The organism is Proteiniclasticum sp. C24MP (assembly GCF_043951855.1).
GTDB lineage: Bacteria > Bacillota > Clostridia > Clostridiales > Clostridiaceae > Proteiniclasticum.
The window spans coordinates 96276-111412 of record NZ_JBINJW010000007.1 but is presented as its reverse complement, the minus strand read 5'-3'; the positions used below and the strand labels follow the sequence as shown (position 1 = coordinate 111412).

The window sequence follows — 15137 nt, the reverse complement described above, 5'->3', positions numbered from 1 at the left end:
AAGAATCTATATGTCATTTCATTACATGAGACTTGGTATCCAGAGCACCAGCTGAGGGAACAGAATGATCAGGATCAGAACCGCAACCTGCGTAGCCAGAAACGGCAGCATGGCTTTTGTGATCTGTTCCAGATTGATCTTTGCGATACCGCAGGCGATATAGAGAATGGTTCCTACTGGAGGAGTGACCAGTCCTATACCCAGATTGATGACCATCATGACACCGAAGAAAATCGGATTGATGCCTACCTCAAGCGCCACAGGGAGCAGCACCGGTGCAAGAATCAGAAGCGCCGGAGTCAGGTCCATGACCATACCCACAAGAAGCAGGAAGAAGTTCACGATGAGCAGTACCAGCAGCGGATTTCTTGTGATGCCAAGAACCGTCGTGGCGATACTCTGCGGAATCTGCACGACAGTCAGAAGCCAGGCAACGACCATGGCTGAACCTGCCACAAACATGACGATGCCCGTGGTTTTTCCTGTTTCAATGAGAATTCTAGGAAGATCTTTCACAGTCATTTCCTTGTAGATGACAAGGGAGACAACCAGTGCATAGACCACCGCGATGACCGCAGCCTCGGTGGGTGTGAACTTACCGGACACGATTCCTCCGATGATTATGACCGGAAGGAAGATGGCCCAGATCGCCTCTCTACCTGTAGTGAATACTCTTTTCAGTGAAAAGGCTTCTCCCTTGGGATAATGTCTTCTCTTGGAGATCACATAGGTGAGCACAAGAAGGGAAAGGCCGATCAGTATTCCAGGGATGATCCCTCCCATGAACATCTTCACGACAGACACGCCGCTGATGAGACCAAAGAGAATCATCGGAATACTAGGAGGAATGACAATACCCATGGTGGAAGAGGATGCCGTTACTGCTGCGGAGAACTCCGCATCATATCCGTCTTCTGTCATGGCAGGAATGAGCAGACCGCCGATGGCCGCCGTATCGGCTACGGAGGAACCGGAAATACCACCGAAGAACATGCTGGCTACGATATTAACAAGTCCAAGACCACCTGTAACATGTCCTACAAGGGAATTGGAGAAATCGATGATGCGCCGGGCAATGCCTCCGCTGTTCATGATCTCACCCGCCAGCATGAAGAAGGGTACTGCCAGAAGCGGGAAACTGTCGATACCGCCCACCATCTTCTGAACCAGAACATCATTGGCAAAGCCCTGGAGATTCATCATGATCAGCGCCGCCAGACCCAGACTGAAGGCCACGGGAACACCGATAAGAAGGAATCCGAAAAGCGCTCCCAGGAAAATATAAAGCATATCCATTAGTTTTCTACCTCCTCATTCTTTCCACGTAAACTGTTCACGAATTTACCCACAGACATCAGCAGATGCTCCGCCGATGTCAGGATCATAAGATACCCTGCCACAAGCACAGCCAGGTACTTCAGGTGTCCTGGAAGACCCAGTGCGGGTGTTCTTGAACTCTTCACCACTTCCACGATTCTTGTTCCGCCATTGATCATGGCATAGGTTACTAAAATGATCAGAATCCAGCCGATGATATCAAGAAACAGCTGTTTCTTCGGACTGATTCTGTCGATGATGATTGTAAGCCCCAGATGCCCTCTGGTGTGAAGCGCCAGAACCGCTCCCATGAACACCAGCCATATGAACAGGATTCTTGTCAGCTCTTCTGCCCATGCAATGGATGCGTTCAGTACCATACGGCTAAGCACCGCGTAAAATACAACGACCACCAGCACGATCATAGTCACGACCAAAAGCCATCGAACCACTTTCATAATTGCAAGATTGAGCTTCCCTAACATTTTGGGGACTATCAGCAGTTTTTCCATCTTGAAATTTCCTCCTTAATATACAAAAAGGAGTCATTACAACTCCTTTTTGTGTTTTCCTATTGTAATAATAATCAGCTATTAGTTTCCGCTCAGATTTTCAATTTCTTCCAGTACCTGATTGACGTAATCTTCACCGATCTGAGATTTGAACTTCTCTACGGTTGGCTTTGTAGCATCCTGGAACGCTTTCAGCTCTTCTGTTGTCAGTTCTGTCACGGTCATTCCGGCATCTACCAGATCACCCTTGAGTTCTTCTGTGTACTCACGGTTGATTCTTCTCTGCTCATCTCTTGCAAGAATCGCTCCATCTTCAACTACTGTCTGAAGTTCTGCTGGAAGCTTGTCCCAGAAGATCTTACTCATCAGCAGTACGAATGGGCTGTACACATGTCCTGTAAGTGTTGTGTAGTCCTGAACTTCAGGATAGTTCTGAAGTGCGATGGTTGGTACAGGGTTTTCCTGTCCATCTACAACACCAGTCTGCATCGCTGTGAATAGTTCACCAAATGGCATTGGCGTAGGATTTGCACCCAGCGCTCTGAAGAAGTCAAGATGAACTTCGTTCTCCATTGTTCTGATCTTAAGCCCTTCCATGTCTGCAGGTGACTTCACTTCTCTTACACTGTTTGTAAGATGTCTGTATCCGTTTTCCCAGTAAGCGAGGCCGATCAGACCATGATCTGAAAGTCCATCCAGAAGTTCCTGTCCAAGATCTCCATCAAGAAGATCGGATGCGACTTCTTCGGTTGGGAACAGGAAAGGAAGGTCGAATATCATGAATCTGTTGTCGATGGATGTGATTGGTGCAGTGGAAGGACAAGTAACTTCCTGGCTTCCCATCTGCAGTGCTTCCATCATCTGAATATCGTCTCCCAGCTGACTGCTGTGGAAAAGCTGCATTTCGATTCTTCCGTTACTTTCTTTCTCCACGTATTCCTTCATGACTTCAAGCCCCTTGAACTGTGGATGCTGATCATTCAGACCGATACCTGCTCTGATGACAAACTTCTCTTCTTCTCCTGCCGGTTCTTCAGCTGGTTCTTCTTCTGCTGGAGTGTTTGGCTCCGGATCTGGAGTTGTAGCAGTACCCCCTGTGCTGCAAGCTGAGAGTAGCATCATGGACACCAGTGATAACGCAACAATTAACTTAGATTTTTTCATTGTTTTTCCCCCTAAATTTTCTATATCATTCTGCTTTGCAGAAAAATATTCACACCTGATTTTCTTTCTTTACAATCTCTTCGATCTGATGATAGGTTCTCAGGACATGTCGCTTCATATAAAGCGCTGCCAGTTCTCCATCCCCCGCCTTGATGGCATCGATGATCGGTCTGTGTTCGATGACCCCTTGACTGGGTCCAAGATATTTGTTCAGCTCTTTCTGCTGATGCTCCCAGATATTGGTGAGCACACTGTTCACTTTGATGATGAGTGAATTTCCGGTTCCTTTGGCAAGCTCCATATGCATTCTGTAATCCGCCTGCGCGAATTCGTCTGATGTATTGTTATGCGCCTCCATGATTCTCTGGCACTCTTCAAGGGCATCTATGGTTTCCTGATTTCGGCGCTCTGCACAGAGTCTTGCGCTCTCCGGTTCAATCACCAGCCTGAACTCCAGAACCTCAAGTAGATTGTCCGGATTAAGGATCACCAGCGGAATCAGTTTGTTCAGATAGATTCCCGGTGTCAGATCGTTGACGAAAGTACCTTCCCCCTGCTTCTTTGTCAGCACATTGAGTGCAACCATCTTTTCTATGGCTTCACGGACAGACATTCTACTGATACCAAGCTCTGCACTGAGCTGATTTTCTGATGCGATCTTCATACCGGAAACCCATTCCTTGGTATAAATCTTATCTTCTATGTAATTAAACACCTGCTCACTGGCCACATGTTTTTTCTCCAAGTGATAACCTCCTTTTCAGATTTGCAAAACATCGTTTAGTCGTCTGACATCTTACAAGGTTTAACTAGATTGTAATAAACGTTTACAGGGATGTCAATAGGAAAATAAGTGAATTTCCATATAAATTTCAGGTGAAATCGTTATGTTTTTGTCATATTTCAAGCAATCTATCTTATTTTTAGAATCAACTTGTCATACAACTAAGCATGATTATGTTCAGGAATGAAGCACACTTGTGTTTTGAAAGCGCACTTGTCTGCATGAAAAGGGCCCGACATCTGATGATGCTGACCCGAAGAAAAACTTCCTGCATGATTCATCTCTCTGATGAGTCATACAGGAAGCATCTCTAAAGCTAAATTATCCCGTTAAAATTTTGATGAGCACCTTATAGAATCATAGCCGAAACAAGCGGCATGGTGAGAACGGAAAGGACGGTGGTGAGAAAAACGGCCGAAGAGGCAAGCTCCGTATCCTCTCCGTACTGGGAAGCCATCATCACCACCAGGGAGCCCGATGGCAGAGCAGTGGAAAGTATGATCATGATCCGGATCATATCGCTGATGGGAAATGGCCTGATGAGTACACTGATGAAGAGCGGCAGAAGGAGAAGCTTGATGAAGGTGAAGAAATAAAGCTTCCTGTTCCTGAACAGTGCATCAAAGGGAACCACTGTAAGGGAGGATCCGATAATGAGAAGCGCCAGGGGCGTCGTAGCACTGCCCACAATCTTCACCATATCGACCATGGGCTGCGGAAGTGTAAGGTTCAGCACAAAGAAGAAGATCGCCAGCATGGATGCTATGGTTCCCGGACTGAATATGCTTTTCCAGACATTTTCTTCTTTCTTCTCCACTTTCATGCTTTTTCTGATGATATACACACCAATGGTAAAGAAGAAGATATTGTAGGGCAGATGCAGCACCGCTGCGTAGAAGATCGCTTCTGGTCCGAACAGCGCACCGAAAAGCGGATACCCCATGAATCCTGTGTTGGCGTAGATGAGAAGAATCTGATAGATGCCCGAGTCCTTCTCTGAGGGTTTGATCAGGTAGATGGTCAGAAAAGAAAGCATGAATAGAACAAAATACAGAACAAACCCCCAGAGCAGGATATTCATCACTTCTTTCTGGGAAAAAGTGCTTTCTTCCGTGAACACGGATCCGAAAATCAGCGCCGGAAGAATCAGCTTGATGATCAGCTCTGATATTTTCGGATTCACTTTAGGATTCATCCACCCTCTTTTCGTCACAATATATCCCACAGCAATGATCCCAAACAGAACAACCAGCGTATCCAGTAAAACTCTAATACTCATCTTTATCCTCACATCTTTTCAGTCGTTATATAATCTTCTCTATTCTAGGATATTTCTTTTCAATACACAAGTGCACTTCATTTATCCAGCTTTTATGAATCTTCCTCTCTACAGGAAATTCCCGTGAAGCAAGAGTTCGGTTCATGTTTTCCGATCAGGCAGCACAACTCCCTTTCACAAGGTTTCTGTTCTCCTGGGGGAATTAAAACTCATCATCGAAAAAATGAAGCAGGATGCTCATCCTGCTTACGTTTTTCCACTTATTCTGTTTCATTTTACTCCGTGTCTTTCAGAAGCTCTATATAGCTGATATCCAGAGCCTTTGCAATCTTCTTCAGGGTTTTGATGGACGGATTCGTTCTTCCTGTTTCTATATCAGAAAGATAGGTATTGGAAATGCCTATGGCTTCCCCCAGGTCTTTCTGCGTGAGATGTCCACTTTTTCGATATTTACGTATATTATCGCCGATACTAACCAAATCAGCACCTCCTATGATATCAATTATACGTTACTATCGAAATAATTCAATTCATTTACGCTGTTATCGAAATATATTGCTTCTGGTCTTTGGGATAGTTTTTATTTTCTCCAATACTTGCTAAACTACTACTATATACGGAATTAAGGAGCGGACATGAATATTGGAGAAAAGCTGAAGAAAGCAAGACTAGAGAAGAATATGATCCTGAAAGACGTTGCTCAGGCTACAAATCTGTCCATTTCCTATATCAGCGATATAGAAAACGGAAACAGCACGCCACCAGTGGATACGCTGACCAGTCTCTGCAGAGCGCTGGATCTTTCCATTTATTCCGTTCTGGCAGAACCGGAGGATATGCGGCTTATGGAAAAGCACATCAGCGTGGAGCTCTATGAGCTGATCAGGGATTTTGATCAGTGGGATGTAAGAGACCAGGAAGAGCTCATCGCCTACCTGAGGGTGAAGAAGACTGCAAGAGAGGAAAAAGAATAGAGAAGCCCAGAAGGCAGGAACACTTATTAATAGTGTCCCTGCCTCTTTGTTTCATGCAGCTTCGCATCAGATGCTAGTGGTAATAGTATTAGCACTTAGAATGATATATAATAAATTTATAATGAAAAGATTTAATTATTGATATTTTAACTTCTCCACTTACTAAACACTATATTCTCTTAATCCATCTCATAAGGAGGCTTCCTATGTTGATCAGAGTGAAAAGAAACACAGGCTGGCAAGGGTCCGGTTCGAATTTAAATATCTATGCCAATGGAGAAAAGATCGGTACGGTTTTCCATAAGAAAGAAGTGGAGGTCGAAATCCCTCATGAGCAGGTACAGCTGAAAGTGATGCAGTTCGGGGTGAGAAGTAATAGAGTAACCGTAAAAGATGGTGACCAGGTGGAAGTCACATCCACCTTATGGACCAGATGGAGTTTACCCGTGCTGATTATACTTTTTTCATTGCGAATCTTACTTCCTGATACGCAGCAGAAGCTCATGAACACCTCTCTTCTGCTGATACTACTGTTCACACTACTTCTTCTCTTCGTGAAAGGATATGAGCTTACAGTGCTCCCTGCTGAAGAGAACAGATAGCTTTCTTTCACGCAGTAGACCGCTCAAGTTCCCTCCTGGTCAGACTGCGCATGAATCTTATTTTCTGGGGTTTCTAAACATAATCCATTCCATACTAAAAGGGGTTCTGGCGAACCCCTTTTGAAATACCTTGAGTTGTAGTGGATCTATGCTGCATCCTCTTTTTTCCAGAATGTTTTCTTGTCATACTCAGTTAGAGAGTCTGCAAATTCCTTCTTGATTTCCAGAAGGGTCTGTAGATCCCGGACATACTGATAGAGGGAGGATCTGTTTTCAAATTCCTCTCTCGTTTTCGGCAGGTCCTGATTTCGGAAGATTTCCATATAACCATTGAGATCGTCAATGAGTTCTCTGGCTGTATTGAGCTCATTGTACTGATGAGCTACAAGCTCCGTCAGAGAGGCAACAAGACGGTTCTGCTCGTAGTAGCTGTCCACCCTGCCCAGGTCTTCTCTCATCTGCTTGAGAATCTCGTACTGCTTGATTCTCATCTCCATGTACCGGACATAGTAGAGGAAGGTTTCCGAAAGATAATTGGAGGAAAGCCTGTGGGCTTTTTCAAATCCTCTCGTCAGGGTGGCATCCAGTTCCTTGAACATCTTCTCTTCTTCTATGTTCACAGACTGGGATAGAATGTCTTCCGAGAAACTGGCAAGGATTTTCTTGAAGAGTCGTTCTACATCCTTCTGCGCCTCCTTAATATCCTTCTCCACACTGGGCATGTATATGTTGAAGAGGAGCGCAATTCCTGCCCCTACGATGAGAATGCCGTATTCATTGAGAATCCAGGAAAGAGCTACAGACTCTTCCACCAGCAGGTGGGTTACAAGCACCGTGCTGGGCACAATCCCATCATTGAGATTAAATGCTGCCGCAATGGGTATGAAGAGGAGTAGGTAGATTCCGAAACTCACCGCGGAGTAGCCCATGAGAAGAAAGACCACAACGGCCACCATAATCGCTAGGGTTGTAGACCCCAGTCTTCTTATGGCGATTTCGATGGACTTTCTCTTGGTGCTCTGCACGCTCAGAACGGTGATGACACCAGCCGATACGGCGTAGCTGAGCCCGATGTATTCTGCGATGATGATGGCGACAGCTGCGCCGATGGCTGTTTTCAGTGTGCGGTATCCCACATATTTTCTCAGCGTCTTCATTCTTCGATCCTCTGCATCTTCTTTAGTAGGCGGATCATCTCCTGCTTCTCCTCATGGTTCAGTCCATCCATGGACTGCGCCAGAATCTCAAGGTGTCCGGGAAAAAGCGCACTGATGAGCTCTTCTCCTTTTTTCGTGATCCTGACGCTGTAGGATCTGCGATCCCCTGGGGTCGGTATTTTTTCAATGTATTCTTCTTTCAGCAGATTGTTGATGACCACAGTCATATTCCCCCCAGTGGACAGTATTTTTTCTGTAATATCACAGACTCTCATCTCTCCTTTGTGATATAAGACTTCCAGAACCATAAACTGGGAGGGGGTAATGCCGTATTCCTTAATGTTTCTCATGGTCTCTCTACTGATATTCGATAAGCCTCTGCTCAGAGAGATCAGAAGCTTTAGGTTTGTGTCGTTTTCTTTTCCATAGCTTATTCTATTCTTATCCATATTACTACTATAATAGATAACGGCCTAAATTTCAATTGCACTCAATTTATTTAAATGGAGATATGTTATTTTCATCCTATACCTAGAAAAAATCATGGTATGATTATAGTAATACAAGGGAGGCGAAACTATGGTTACACTGCTTGTTATCTATAGGAAGAATGAAATCCCAGATTATTATCTGGGTGCCATTAAGGAATACAGTAAAAGACTGAAGAGGTACTGCAATCTGATTCTGCAGGAAGTGGAAAACCAAAGTGATGTTCTTCCTCTCGTTTCTTCCTGCTATACTTTCAGAGTATATGCAAAAGGAAAAGCCCTGGATTCTGTTTCCTTTTCGGAAAAGATCCAGGAGCTCACTTTAAACGGACATTCTAAGATCGCCTTTGTGATTAATATGAAGGTAGATACAGATGACACACTAAGTCTTACCACTCTTGATATGAGTGATGATCTATCTGTCGTCTGTATGCTGGAGCAGATTTATAGGGCATTTAGGATATGGTACGGTGAACCATATCATAAATAAGTGCGGTTTTCTTTAGTCATTAAGTTGATAAAGATACTCTTGGTCTAGTCAACTAGAGTAACTTCCTCCTAACAAAATTCACGTCGTCTATCACCATTATCTCGAAAAAATTCATTTATTTTTCTCTATGCAATTTATAGGTAGCACCGTTTTTCAAGGAAGTTACATAAAGAATATCTTCATTCACAAAAAAGAATTTGTACGAATCAGAATAACTATCATCCTTTCCAAATTGCATTATTGTTCCAAAATCAGTTAGTTGAAAGTATTCTCCATCAAATGACGGTATATTTGAATTCACTTCTACATTATCTCCTTGTTCAATATATTCAAAGTACTTCCCATTCGAAGAAAATCTCCCTTCTAAACTAAACCCAGCGTGCCTAAGATAAGGCTTAATATTATCTATATAAGATTTAGAATCCCGATAGCCTTCAATTGATTGGAATAATTTATGTGACTTCATTAAATTCCCAAGTGTGTATTCATCAACAGCCATCCCATATTTTACTATTTTAATATTTTCTTTTGCATCTCTATAATCCCCCAACTGTTCATAGACGGTACAGGCCTCATCATATCTACCTAATTGATACAGCGCATTTGCATTCATATATTTCCCAAATGCAGTGTAGTTAACACTGAACCAAATTACTAATGCTAAAATACAAACCCCCACTAGAAGTACTGCTGTAAATTGACTTAACCTTTTCCCTATTAATTCTCTCCTTTTTGCTTTTTTCTTCTCAATTTCTGCATTACTTATTTGATTAGAGATTGAGATGCTATTCTTAATCTGAAACTCGATTTGACCTTTTAGATCATTTTGATCATCAACACTATCCCTATTGAGCTTTAAATTATTAAACCCAAAAGTGAATCCAACCCTGATTGAATTGCTAAAAAACTGAATCCCCCAGACCGCAAAAAATATGGTGATAACCACTTCTATAAAAATTACATATATCATCTCTTCCTGTAGAATTGATGGTATGAGACTTGCCATAAACAATGTAACAACACTTACAGTTATCAATAAGATATGGTAATTTCTGACTATATTCTTTATTGTTCTTTTTCTTTTGTAGATACTATATACAACGTAAATCCCAAATGAAATAATTCCTATTGCTGCTATTATTTGAAGGACTGAAAAAGGAATTAATTTGGAATCTGTCTCTACCATGTAAGTGATTAACTCAGAGTTACTTAACCATCTCATTAAATCGAAGATGGAAGTTAATGCTCTATATGAATAATAAGCAATAGCACAAATATAGAGGAGAAGAAACCCACCAACGCCCTGCTTCTGTGTACTATAATGACCTTGGAGAATACTAATTAAGTTATTCGTTTCTTTTTCATCAAGCATACTAATATCGACAAAATATCTCTGATGGCTTCTTAAATAATCTGAAATATTATCATTATTTCCTTTTAACTGTTTCCTCCCAACAAATACCATCAGTAGAATAGCGCTAATGTAAATCGTCAAATTATTGCTTGATGTATAATTAAATACTAGGAAAGATATTGTCAGAGTAATAAGTGATAATAACAAAATCGAAGATCTGTCTGACTTTTCCATCTCTTGAACATTTGTAACAAAACCTTTTTCATTCAGAGCTTTATTAGTTGGCAGAGAATATAAAACCAAAATAAGTAGCTGTACTACACCAAATGATCCTATAAATGTGCCTAGTCCCATAAAAAAGATCCATTTTATTATATCCATCTCTTCATCCTTTCACTATTCAGACAACTTATCATTAACTCTTATCATAAATAGAAATTTTGATATTGCATCCATAAAACAGACTAGGTCCACCACCTGTAATTTCACTTACTACTACATCAACTCGCACATCTTCATTTATCAATGTTGATATATAAGGTGCTAATTCTCTATTAATATATCCGATTTTCCCTAATGATGAATAGATTTCAACAGCATTTTTATCATAACGGTTCTCCGGCTCCAACCTAAGTTCCAGTTCCTCTCCTGAACTCAGCTCGGAGAGTAGTTCTTGACGATTCACTCCATCTTCATTTTCAAATGTTACACCTGCCACCTTTGAATATATTTCGTCTTGTAAAACATACTTAGGTGTACACGCTACAAGAAAAACAGAAATCAAAACCAGGATTACTATTATGCGTTTTTGATTGATTAGCATCCATGCATCTCCCCCTATTAAGCAGCCTCTTCTCTTAAGTAGTTAAACTGGAGTTAACTACTATGAGCTTCACTTTCGATCATCAAATTTAATAAATCTCAATTTGTTGTTAATTCATTTACTTAATAATTAAATCCTTCTCTTTCACTATTTGAATACTGCATCCTTTCTGATTATATTCAATAGCTTTTATCACTTTACTACCATAAGTTCCGTTAGAGTATGCTTGGCACTCAAGGTTTCCAATCAGCAAAATATTCGTTGATTTCTTTACTGTGTTATCAATGATTCCGCCACGATTTACAATATATTGGCTTACATCAGTCTTACTTCCAAAGACAAAATTACCTGAAAGGCAGACATGTTTCCCATCAACTGAATTGACTTGTACCTTCAACGCTTCAATTGGATTCAGAATGCTTTGTATCGATTCAGTAATATATCCCGATTCTTCTTCAGTAATTAGTGAATCAGTAAGAGCTTCCTCCAGCATACACATAACTTTATCAAAAGGATGATGCCCGGAGAGAAAACTATTTTCATTCAACCAATTTCTTAGGTTTTCACTTTCTTCAGTAGATATTTCGCCGTCAATAATTATACCCTTCATGATTCCATTTAGTACCTGCGTACCTAAAGTAACAGGAGATTTTGAGGTGATAGCCATATATTGTCTAACGATACTCTGAAGTTCAAAAGATTCTTCAAGCGTAACGACTCCATCCTCTAGAATACGGTCAATGACATCAATAATAGAGGCTAACTCCTCTGTTCCAGTATATAGACAGTACTGATTTCTCCAATTTCTAATGTAATTCGCTTCGGTGAAGGTGATTTTATTATCAATAGAAAACCCTTTCACCATACCATAAAATTCAACTATTGCCTTTCTGATTACTGGAGTAGCCATGAACTGTTCAAAATCTTTTATTTCAATCGGATCATATCTTCTAATATGCTCCTCTATGTAAATATCATAATTTTTAACCAACGCTCTAAATAAGTTTGCATTCGCACTTGCATCAGCAAAAGCATCATGCTCAAAATCTATATCGATATCAAAGCACTTACAAAGTGTACCCATACGGTAGTTTTCCACAGTAAAAGGTGGCACATATTTCTTAGCGAGGTCAAGGGTGCAAATATAGTAAAACTCAGGAATCTCTAAACTATAGCGTTTTAGATTTCTTGCCAATGCATTAAGATCTGCATTAGCTAAATTGTGCCCAACAACAACTGTGTTATTAAAATATTTTTTTATATCAGACCACACCTCAGGTAAAAAGGGTTCATCCTTAACTTTAGAAAAGGAAATTCCATGAATCTTAACACAAATATCGTCAAAACCATCTTGTGGATTTAAATAGAGATTCTGTTCTGGATAGTATGGCTTTCCAGAATCATAATCTTCACATAATAATCCTAATTGGCAAATAGATTTATTTTTAGGATTTGCATATTCCACATCAAAATATGTGATTTTTTTCATGTTAACCTCCATCCTCAAAATACATCTCGCGGCAAAATTGCACTTAGTAATACTTCTAGCCATCATCAGCTATGATGATTATCAAATCACATCAAAATCTTATGCTCAAAAATATTATAGAATATTCTAAAAATTAATACAATATATAGGAAATAATATTTTAATCATAATTATTCTATTTTAATATTCACTTTCTGAATATTTATCTTTATATACTTTGACATTCCGACCTAATCAAATATCAAGATTAATAGATTTTTTCTTTACACTATAAAATTTATATTATACGTATTTCTTTCTAAATTATTCATTTTTCGATAAATAAGTTATAATAAGAATTATTAGATAATTTATTGTTCACTGGAGGATATATGAATCAGGATTTAATAGAAAAGATAATAAAGTTCAGAGATGAAAGGAACTGGGATCAGTTTCATAATCCTAAAGACTTAGCCATCTCAATCAGTCTCGAAGCTGCGGAACTCCTTGAGATATTTCAATGGTCAGGAGCAGACTTAGAGAAAATCGACAAGCTCGATAACATGAAAGAAGAGCTAGCCGATGTATTGATCTACTCCATACTACTTGCAGAGAAACTGAATTTAGATATCTCAGAAATTATTGAGCATAAGCTAAATAAGAATGGAGAAAAGTATCAGAAAGACAAAGCATATGGGACAAGCAAAAAATATACAGAGTTGAGGTGATTACATGATTATCTACAAGAATGATGTGGAAGGATTCCGAAATGCTGTTGATAGTAATGCCATCGTCTCCGACATCGAAAAAGGCTTTCGAGAGAAATTCGGACGCAAGGTCAACAGCAACGAAAAAAGGTCCTGGAACAATTCACTCCGTTTCATGGAAACAGCCCTAAGAAAAGCTGACATACCTGGTGATTGTGGCGTACTTGTAGAGTATAATATTCCTTCAACAAGCAAGCGAATTGATTTCATTGTAACAGGCCACAATGAAAAGGATGAAGCAAACTTTGTAATTGTAGAACTTAAACAATGGGAATCTGCTCATGCAACAAACAAGGAAGAACTAGTCGCAACTTACGTAGGCGGAGCAGTTCGCGATGTGCCTCATCCTTCCTATCAGGCTTATTCCTACAAAAAATATATTACTGATATGAATGAAGCTGTCTACACAAAGAACATCCAGTCCTACTCCTGTGCATACCTGCATAACTATCAGGTGCGTGACCCAGAACCCTTGCTTAGCTCGCAATATGCTGAAATCATAGAAGACACACCTGTTTTCTTCTCTAGAGACGTAAACAGACTGGAAGCATTCATCAGAAAGTATGTAGGAAGGGGAAGCGGAAAAGAAATCCTCTATCAGATTGAAAACGGGAAAATTAGACCATCTAAGAAATTCGTGGAATATATTACTAGCATGTTTCAGGGAAATCAGGTATATACCCTACTTGATGAACAGCAGGTGGCTTATGCAAACATCATAGAACATGCGCTGAATGCTGAAGGCAAAAAGACAATCATCGTTAATGGTGGTCCAGGCACCGGAAAGTCCGTTGTTGCAATGAACGCTCTTGTTAAGCTGCTAAACGAAGAGATGAACATCCAGTTTATAGCACCGAATGCTTCCTTCAAAGAAGCACTTATTTCTTCCCTCTGTGGAAGCAGGAAATATACTAAGAAGAGATTAAGTGCGATATTTTCCGGTTCCGGAAAATATTATAATGCTCTAGACGATGAATTCGATATGCTCATCGTGGATGAAGCACATAGACTAAAAGGAAAAGGCACTTATATGTACAAAGGTGAGAGTCAGGTGGAAGACATGATTCGATCCTCGAGATGCAATGTGTTCTTCATTGATGATTTCCAGAGAATCCGGCCCAATGACGAAGGTACTGTAGAAAAGATCATCGAGGTTGCAGATAAATATGGGTCTGAAGTGGTCAAGGTAGATCTGATTGCACAGTTCAGATGTGCTGGTGCAGAAGGCTTTCTTAACTGGGTAGAGCATACCCTAGGCATTTCAGATACAGCGAATTTTGACGGCTGGGATCAGGAGACTTTTGAATTCAAACTTGTCGACACCCCCAATGGCCTGAAGGACGTTGTAGATCAGAGGATTGAAGAAGGCTTTAAAGCAAGACTTCTAGCTGGTTACGCATGGAACTGGACTTCAGAAAAAGAAGGAAACTCTAATGCAGAGATAGATGACATCGTCATGGAAGAATACAATTTCAGCATGCCATGGAACAGCAGAAACAATTCCTATTCTTGGGCAGTCGACCCAGATAAGTCTGGACAGATCGGCTGTATTCACACATCCCAAGGCCTTGAATTTGATTATGTGGGAGTCATCATCGGTAACGATCTGAAATATGACCCCATATCTATGAAGGTTTATGGTTCCTACGATGACTATAAGGACTCTGCAGGAAAGAAGGGATTAAAGAATAAACCAACCGAGCTAACAAACTATATTCAGAACATCTATAGAGTTCTCTTGAGTAGAGGCATGAAAGGATGTTATGTATTCTGCCAGGATGAGAATCTTAGAGAATATTTAAAATCTCGATTATTAAATACTAAAATTTAAGATACTTATAGGCATCTTGCTACCGCAGAGTAGAATCAAGATGCCTATTTTTATTGTAAATATAAAATTCAATCACTGTTTGAAGTTTTCAGCTTTGCATACAACAGTATTTATTCACTATCGGGTA

16 protein-coding genes are annotated in these 15137 nt (G+C 40.5%); 5 read left to right on the top strand and 11 right to left on the bottom strand.

Annotated elements, in window-relative coordinates:
• Positions 1–21: 21 nt before the first annotated feature.
• The 6 genes from ACHAL6_RS07530 to ACHAL6_RS07505 all read right to left on the bottom strand — a co-directional run bounded on the left by ACHAL6_RS07530 (position 22) and on the right by ACHAL6_RS07505 (position 5535).
• A complete protein-coding gene (locus ACHAL6_RS07530; protein WP_395269754.1) occupies positions 22–1296 on the bottom strand; it encodes a TRAP transporter large permease in 1275 nt (424 codons plus the stop codon).
• The gene (locus ACHAL6_RS07525; protein ID WP_395269752.1) at positions 1296–1829 is read right to left on the bottom strand and encodes a TRAP transporter small permease; all 534 of its coding nucleotides are present in this window, start codon (positions 1827–1829) and stop codon (positions 1296–1298) included. Before ACHAL6_RS07525 ends, ACHAL6_RS07530 begins: the two co-directional genes overlap by 1 nt.
• Positions 1830–1910: 81 nt before the next feature.
• Positions 1911–2993: a TRAP transporter substrate-binding protein gene (locus tag ACHAL6_RS07520; RefSeq protein WP_395269750.1), complete on the bottom strand. Its 1083-nt coding sequence runs from the start codon at positions 2991–2993 to the stop codon at positions 1911–1913.
• Between the two features lie 49 nt (positions 2994–3042).
• A complete protein-coding gene (locus ACHAL6_RS07515; protein ID WP_395269748.1) occupies positions 3043–3738 on the bottom strand; it encodes a FadR/GntR family transcriptional regulator in 696 nt (231 codons plus the stop codon).
• Between the two features lie 388 nt (positions 3739–4126).
• The gene (locus ACHAL6_RS07510; RefSeq protein ID WP_395269746.1) at positions 4127–5056 is read right to left on the bottom strand and encodes an AEC family transporter; all 930 of its coding nucleotides are present in this window, start codon (positions 5054–5056) and stop codon (positions 4127–4129) included.
• Between the two features lie 275 nt (positions 5057–5331).
• Positions 5332–5535, bottom strand: a complete 204-nt coding sequence (locus ACHAL6_RS07505; RefSeq protein ID WP_395269744.1) for a helix-turn-helix domain-containing protein — start codon at positions 5533–5535, stop codon at positions 5332–5334.
• A 156-nt stretch (positions 5536–5691) separates the two neighbouring features.
• Between ACHAL6_RS07505 and ACHAL6_RS07500 the strand changes: the two genes are divergently transcribed.
• Together ACHAL6_RS07500 and ACHAL6_RS07495 are read left to right on the top strand one after the other, a co-directional pair.
• Positions 5692–6030, top strand: coding sequence for a helix-turn-helix domain-containing protein (locus ACHAL6_RS07500; protein WP_395269742.1), 339 nt, complete (start codon positions 5692–5694; stop codon positions 6028–6030).
• Between the two features lie 206 nt (positions 6031–6236).
• Positions 6237–6632, top strand: a complete 396-nt coding sequence (locus ACHAL6_RS07495) for a hypothetical protein (protein WP_395269740.1) — start codon at positions 6237–6239, stop codon at positions 6630–6632.
• Positions 6633–6778: 146 nt separating this feature from the next.
• Here ACHAL6_RS07495 and ACHAL6_RS07490 read toward each other — a convergent pair whose 3' ends face one another.
• Positions 6779–7789, bottom strand: a complete 1011-nt coding sequence (locus ACHAL6_RS07490) for an aromatic acid exporter family protein (protein ID WP_395269738.1) — start codon at positions 7787–7789, stop codon at positions 6779–6781.
• Positions 7786–8238: a MarR family winged helix-turn-helix transcriptional regulator gene (locus ACHAL6_RS07485; protein WP_395269736.1), complete on the bottom strand. Its 453-nt coding sequence runs from the start codon at positions 8236–8238 to the stop codon at positions 7786–7788. Before ACHAL6_RS07485 ends, ACHAL6_RS07490 begins: the two co-directional genes overlap by 4 nt.
• 130 nt (positions 8239–8368) lie before the next feature.
• On the opposite strand from ACHAL6_RS07485, the gene ACHAL6_RS07480 reads away from it, so the two are divergent.
• Entirely contained in the window at positions 8369–8767 is a 399-nt protein-coding gene (locus ACHAL6_RS07480) for a 23S rRNA (pseudouridine(1915)-N(3))-methyltransferase RlmH (protein WP_395269734.1), read from the top strand.
• A gap of 115 nt (positions 8768–8882) precedes the next feature.
• On the opposite strand, the gene ACHAL6_RS07475 is transcribed toward ACHAL6_RS07480, so the two are convergent.
• From ACHAL6_RS07475 to ACHAL6_RS07465, 3 genes are all read right to left on the bottom strand, one after another.
• Positions 8883–10502 carry a DUF2569 family protein gene (locus ACHAL6_RS07475; protein ID WP_395269732.1) on the bottom strand — a complete coding sequence of 540 codons (1620 nt, stop codon included), beginning with the start codon at positions 10500–10502 and terminating at the stop codon, positions 8883–8885.
• A gap of 34 nt (positions 10503–10536) precedes the next feature.
• Positions 10537–10944, bottom strand: coding sequence for an HIRAN domain-containing protein (locus ACHAL6_RS07470; protein WP_395269730.1), 408 nt, complete (start codon positions 10942–10944; stop codon positions 10537–10539).
• 118 nt (positions 10945–11062) lie between these two features.
• Positions 11063–12433, bottom strand: coding sequence for an exonuclease domain-containing protein (locus ACHAL6_RS07465; protein WP_395269728.1), 1371 nt, complete (start codon positions 12431–12433; stop codon positions 11063–11065).
• Between the two features lie 371 nt (positions 12434–12804).
• On the opposite strand from ACHAL6_RS07465, the gene ACHAL6_RS07460 reads away from it, so the two are divergent.
• Positions 12805–13140 carry a nucleotide pyrophosphohydrolase gene (locus ACHAL6_RS07460; protein ID WP_395269727.1) on the top strand — a complete coding sequence of 112 codons (336 nt, stop codon included), beginning with the start codon at positions 12805–12807 and terminating at the stop codon, positions 13138–13140.
• Between the two features lie 154 nt (positions 13141–13294).
• Positions 13295–15010, top strand: a complete 1716-nt coding sequence (locus ACHAL6_RS07455) for a DUF2075 domain-containing protein (protein WP_395269725.1) — start codon at positions 13295–13297, stop codon at positions 15008–15010.
• Positions 15011–15137: the final 127 nt, after the last annotated feature.

What these genes read in the sequence shown, in the direction of transcription:
- ACHAL6_RS07530 (WP_395269754.1), bottom strand. Translation starts at nt 1,296, where the DNA reads ATGGATATGCTTTATATTTTCCTGGGAGCGCTTTTCGGATTCCTTCTT.
- ACHAL6_RS07525 (WP_395269752.1), bottom strand. Translation starts at nt 1,829, where the DNA reads ATGGAAAAACTGCTGATAGTCCCCAAAATGTTAGGGAAGCTCAATCTT.
- ACHAL6_RS07520 (WP_395269750.1), bottom strand. Translation starts at nt 2,993, where the DNA reads ATGAAAAAATCTAAGTTAATTGTTGCGTTATCACTGGTGTCCATGATG.
- ACHAL6_RS07510 (WP_395269746.1), bottom strand. Translation starts at nt 5,056, where the DNA reads ATGAGTATTAGAGTTTTACTGGATACGCTGGTTGTTCTGTTTGGGATC.
- ACHAL6_RS07500 (WP_395269742.1), top strand. Translation starts at nt 5,692, where the DNA reads ATGAATATTGGAGAAAAGCTGAAGAAAGCAAGACTAGAGAAGAATATG.
- ACHAL6_RS07495 (WP_395269740.1), top strand. Translation starts at nt 6,237, where the DNA reads ATGTTGATCAGAGTGAAAAGAAACACAGGCTGGCAAGGGTCCGGTTCG.
- ACHAL6_RS07490 (WP_395269738.1), bottom strand. Translation starts at nt 7,789, where the DNA reads ATGAAGACGCTGAGAAAATATGTGGGATACCGCACACTGAAAACAGCC.
- ACHAL6_RS07485 (WP_395269736.1), bottom strand. Translation starts at nt 8,238, where the DNA reads ATGGATAAGAATAGAATAAGCTATGGAAAAGAAAACGACACAAACCTA.
- ACHAL6_RS07480 (WP_395269734.1), top strand. Translation starts at nt 8,369, where the DNA reads ATGGTTACACTGCTTGTTATCTATAGGAAGAATGAAATCCCAGATTAT.
- ACHAL6_RS07475 (WP_395269732.1), bottom strand. Translation starts at nt 10,502, where the DNA reads ATGGATATAATAAAATGGATCTTTTTTATGGGACTAGGCACATTTATA.
- ACHAL6_RS07470 (WP_395269730.1), bottom strand. Translation starts at nt 10,944, where the DNA reads ATGCTAATCAATCAAAAACGCATAATAGTAATCCTGGTTTTGATTTCT.
- ACHAL6_RS07465 (WP_395269728.1), bottom strand. Translation starts at nt 12,433, where the DNA reads ATGAAAAAAATCACATATTTTGATGTGGAATATGCAAATCCTAAAAAT.
- ACHAL6_RS07460 (WP_395269727.1), top strand. Translation starts at nt 12,805, where the DNA reads ATGAATCAGGATTTAATAGAAAAGATAATAAAGTTCAGAGATGAAAGG.
- ACHAL6_RS07455 (WP_395269725.1), top strand. Translation starts at nt 13,295, where the DNA reads ATGGAAACAGCCCTAAGAAAAGCTGACATACCTGGTGATTGTGGCGTA.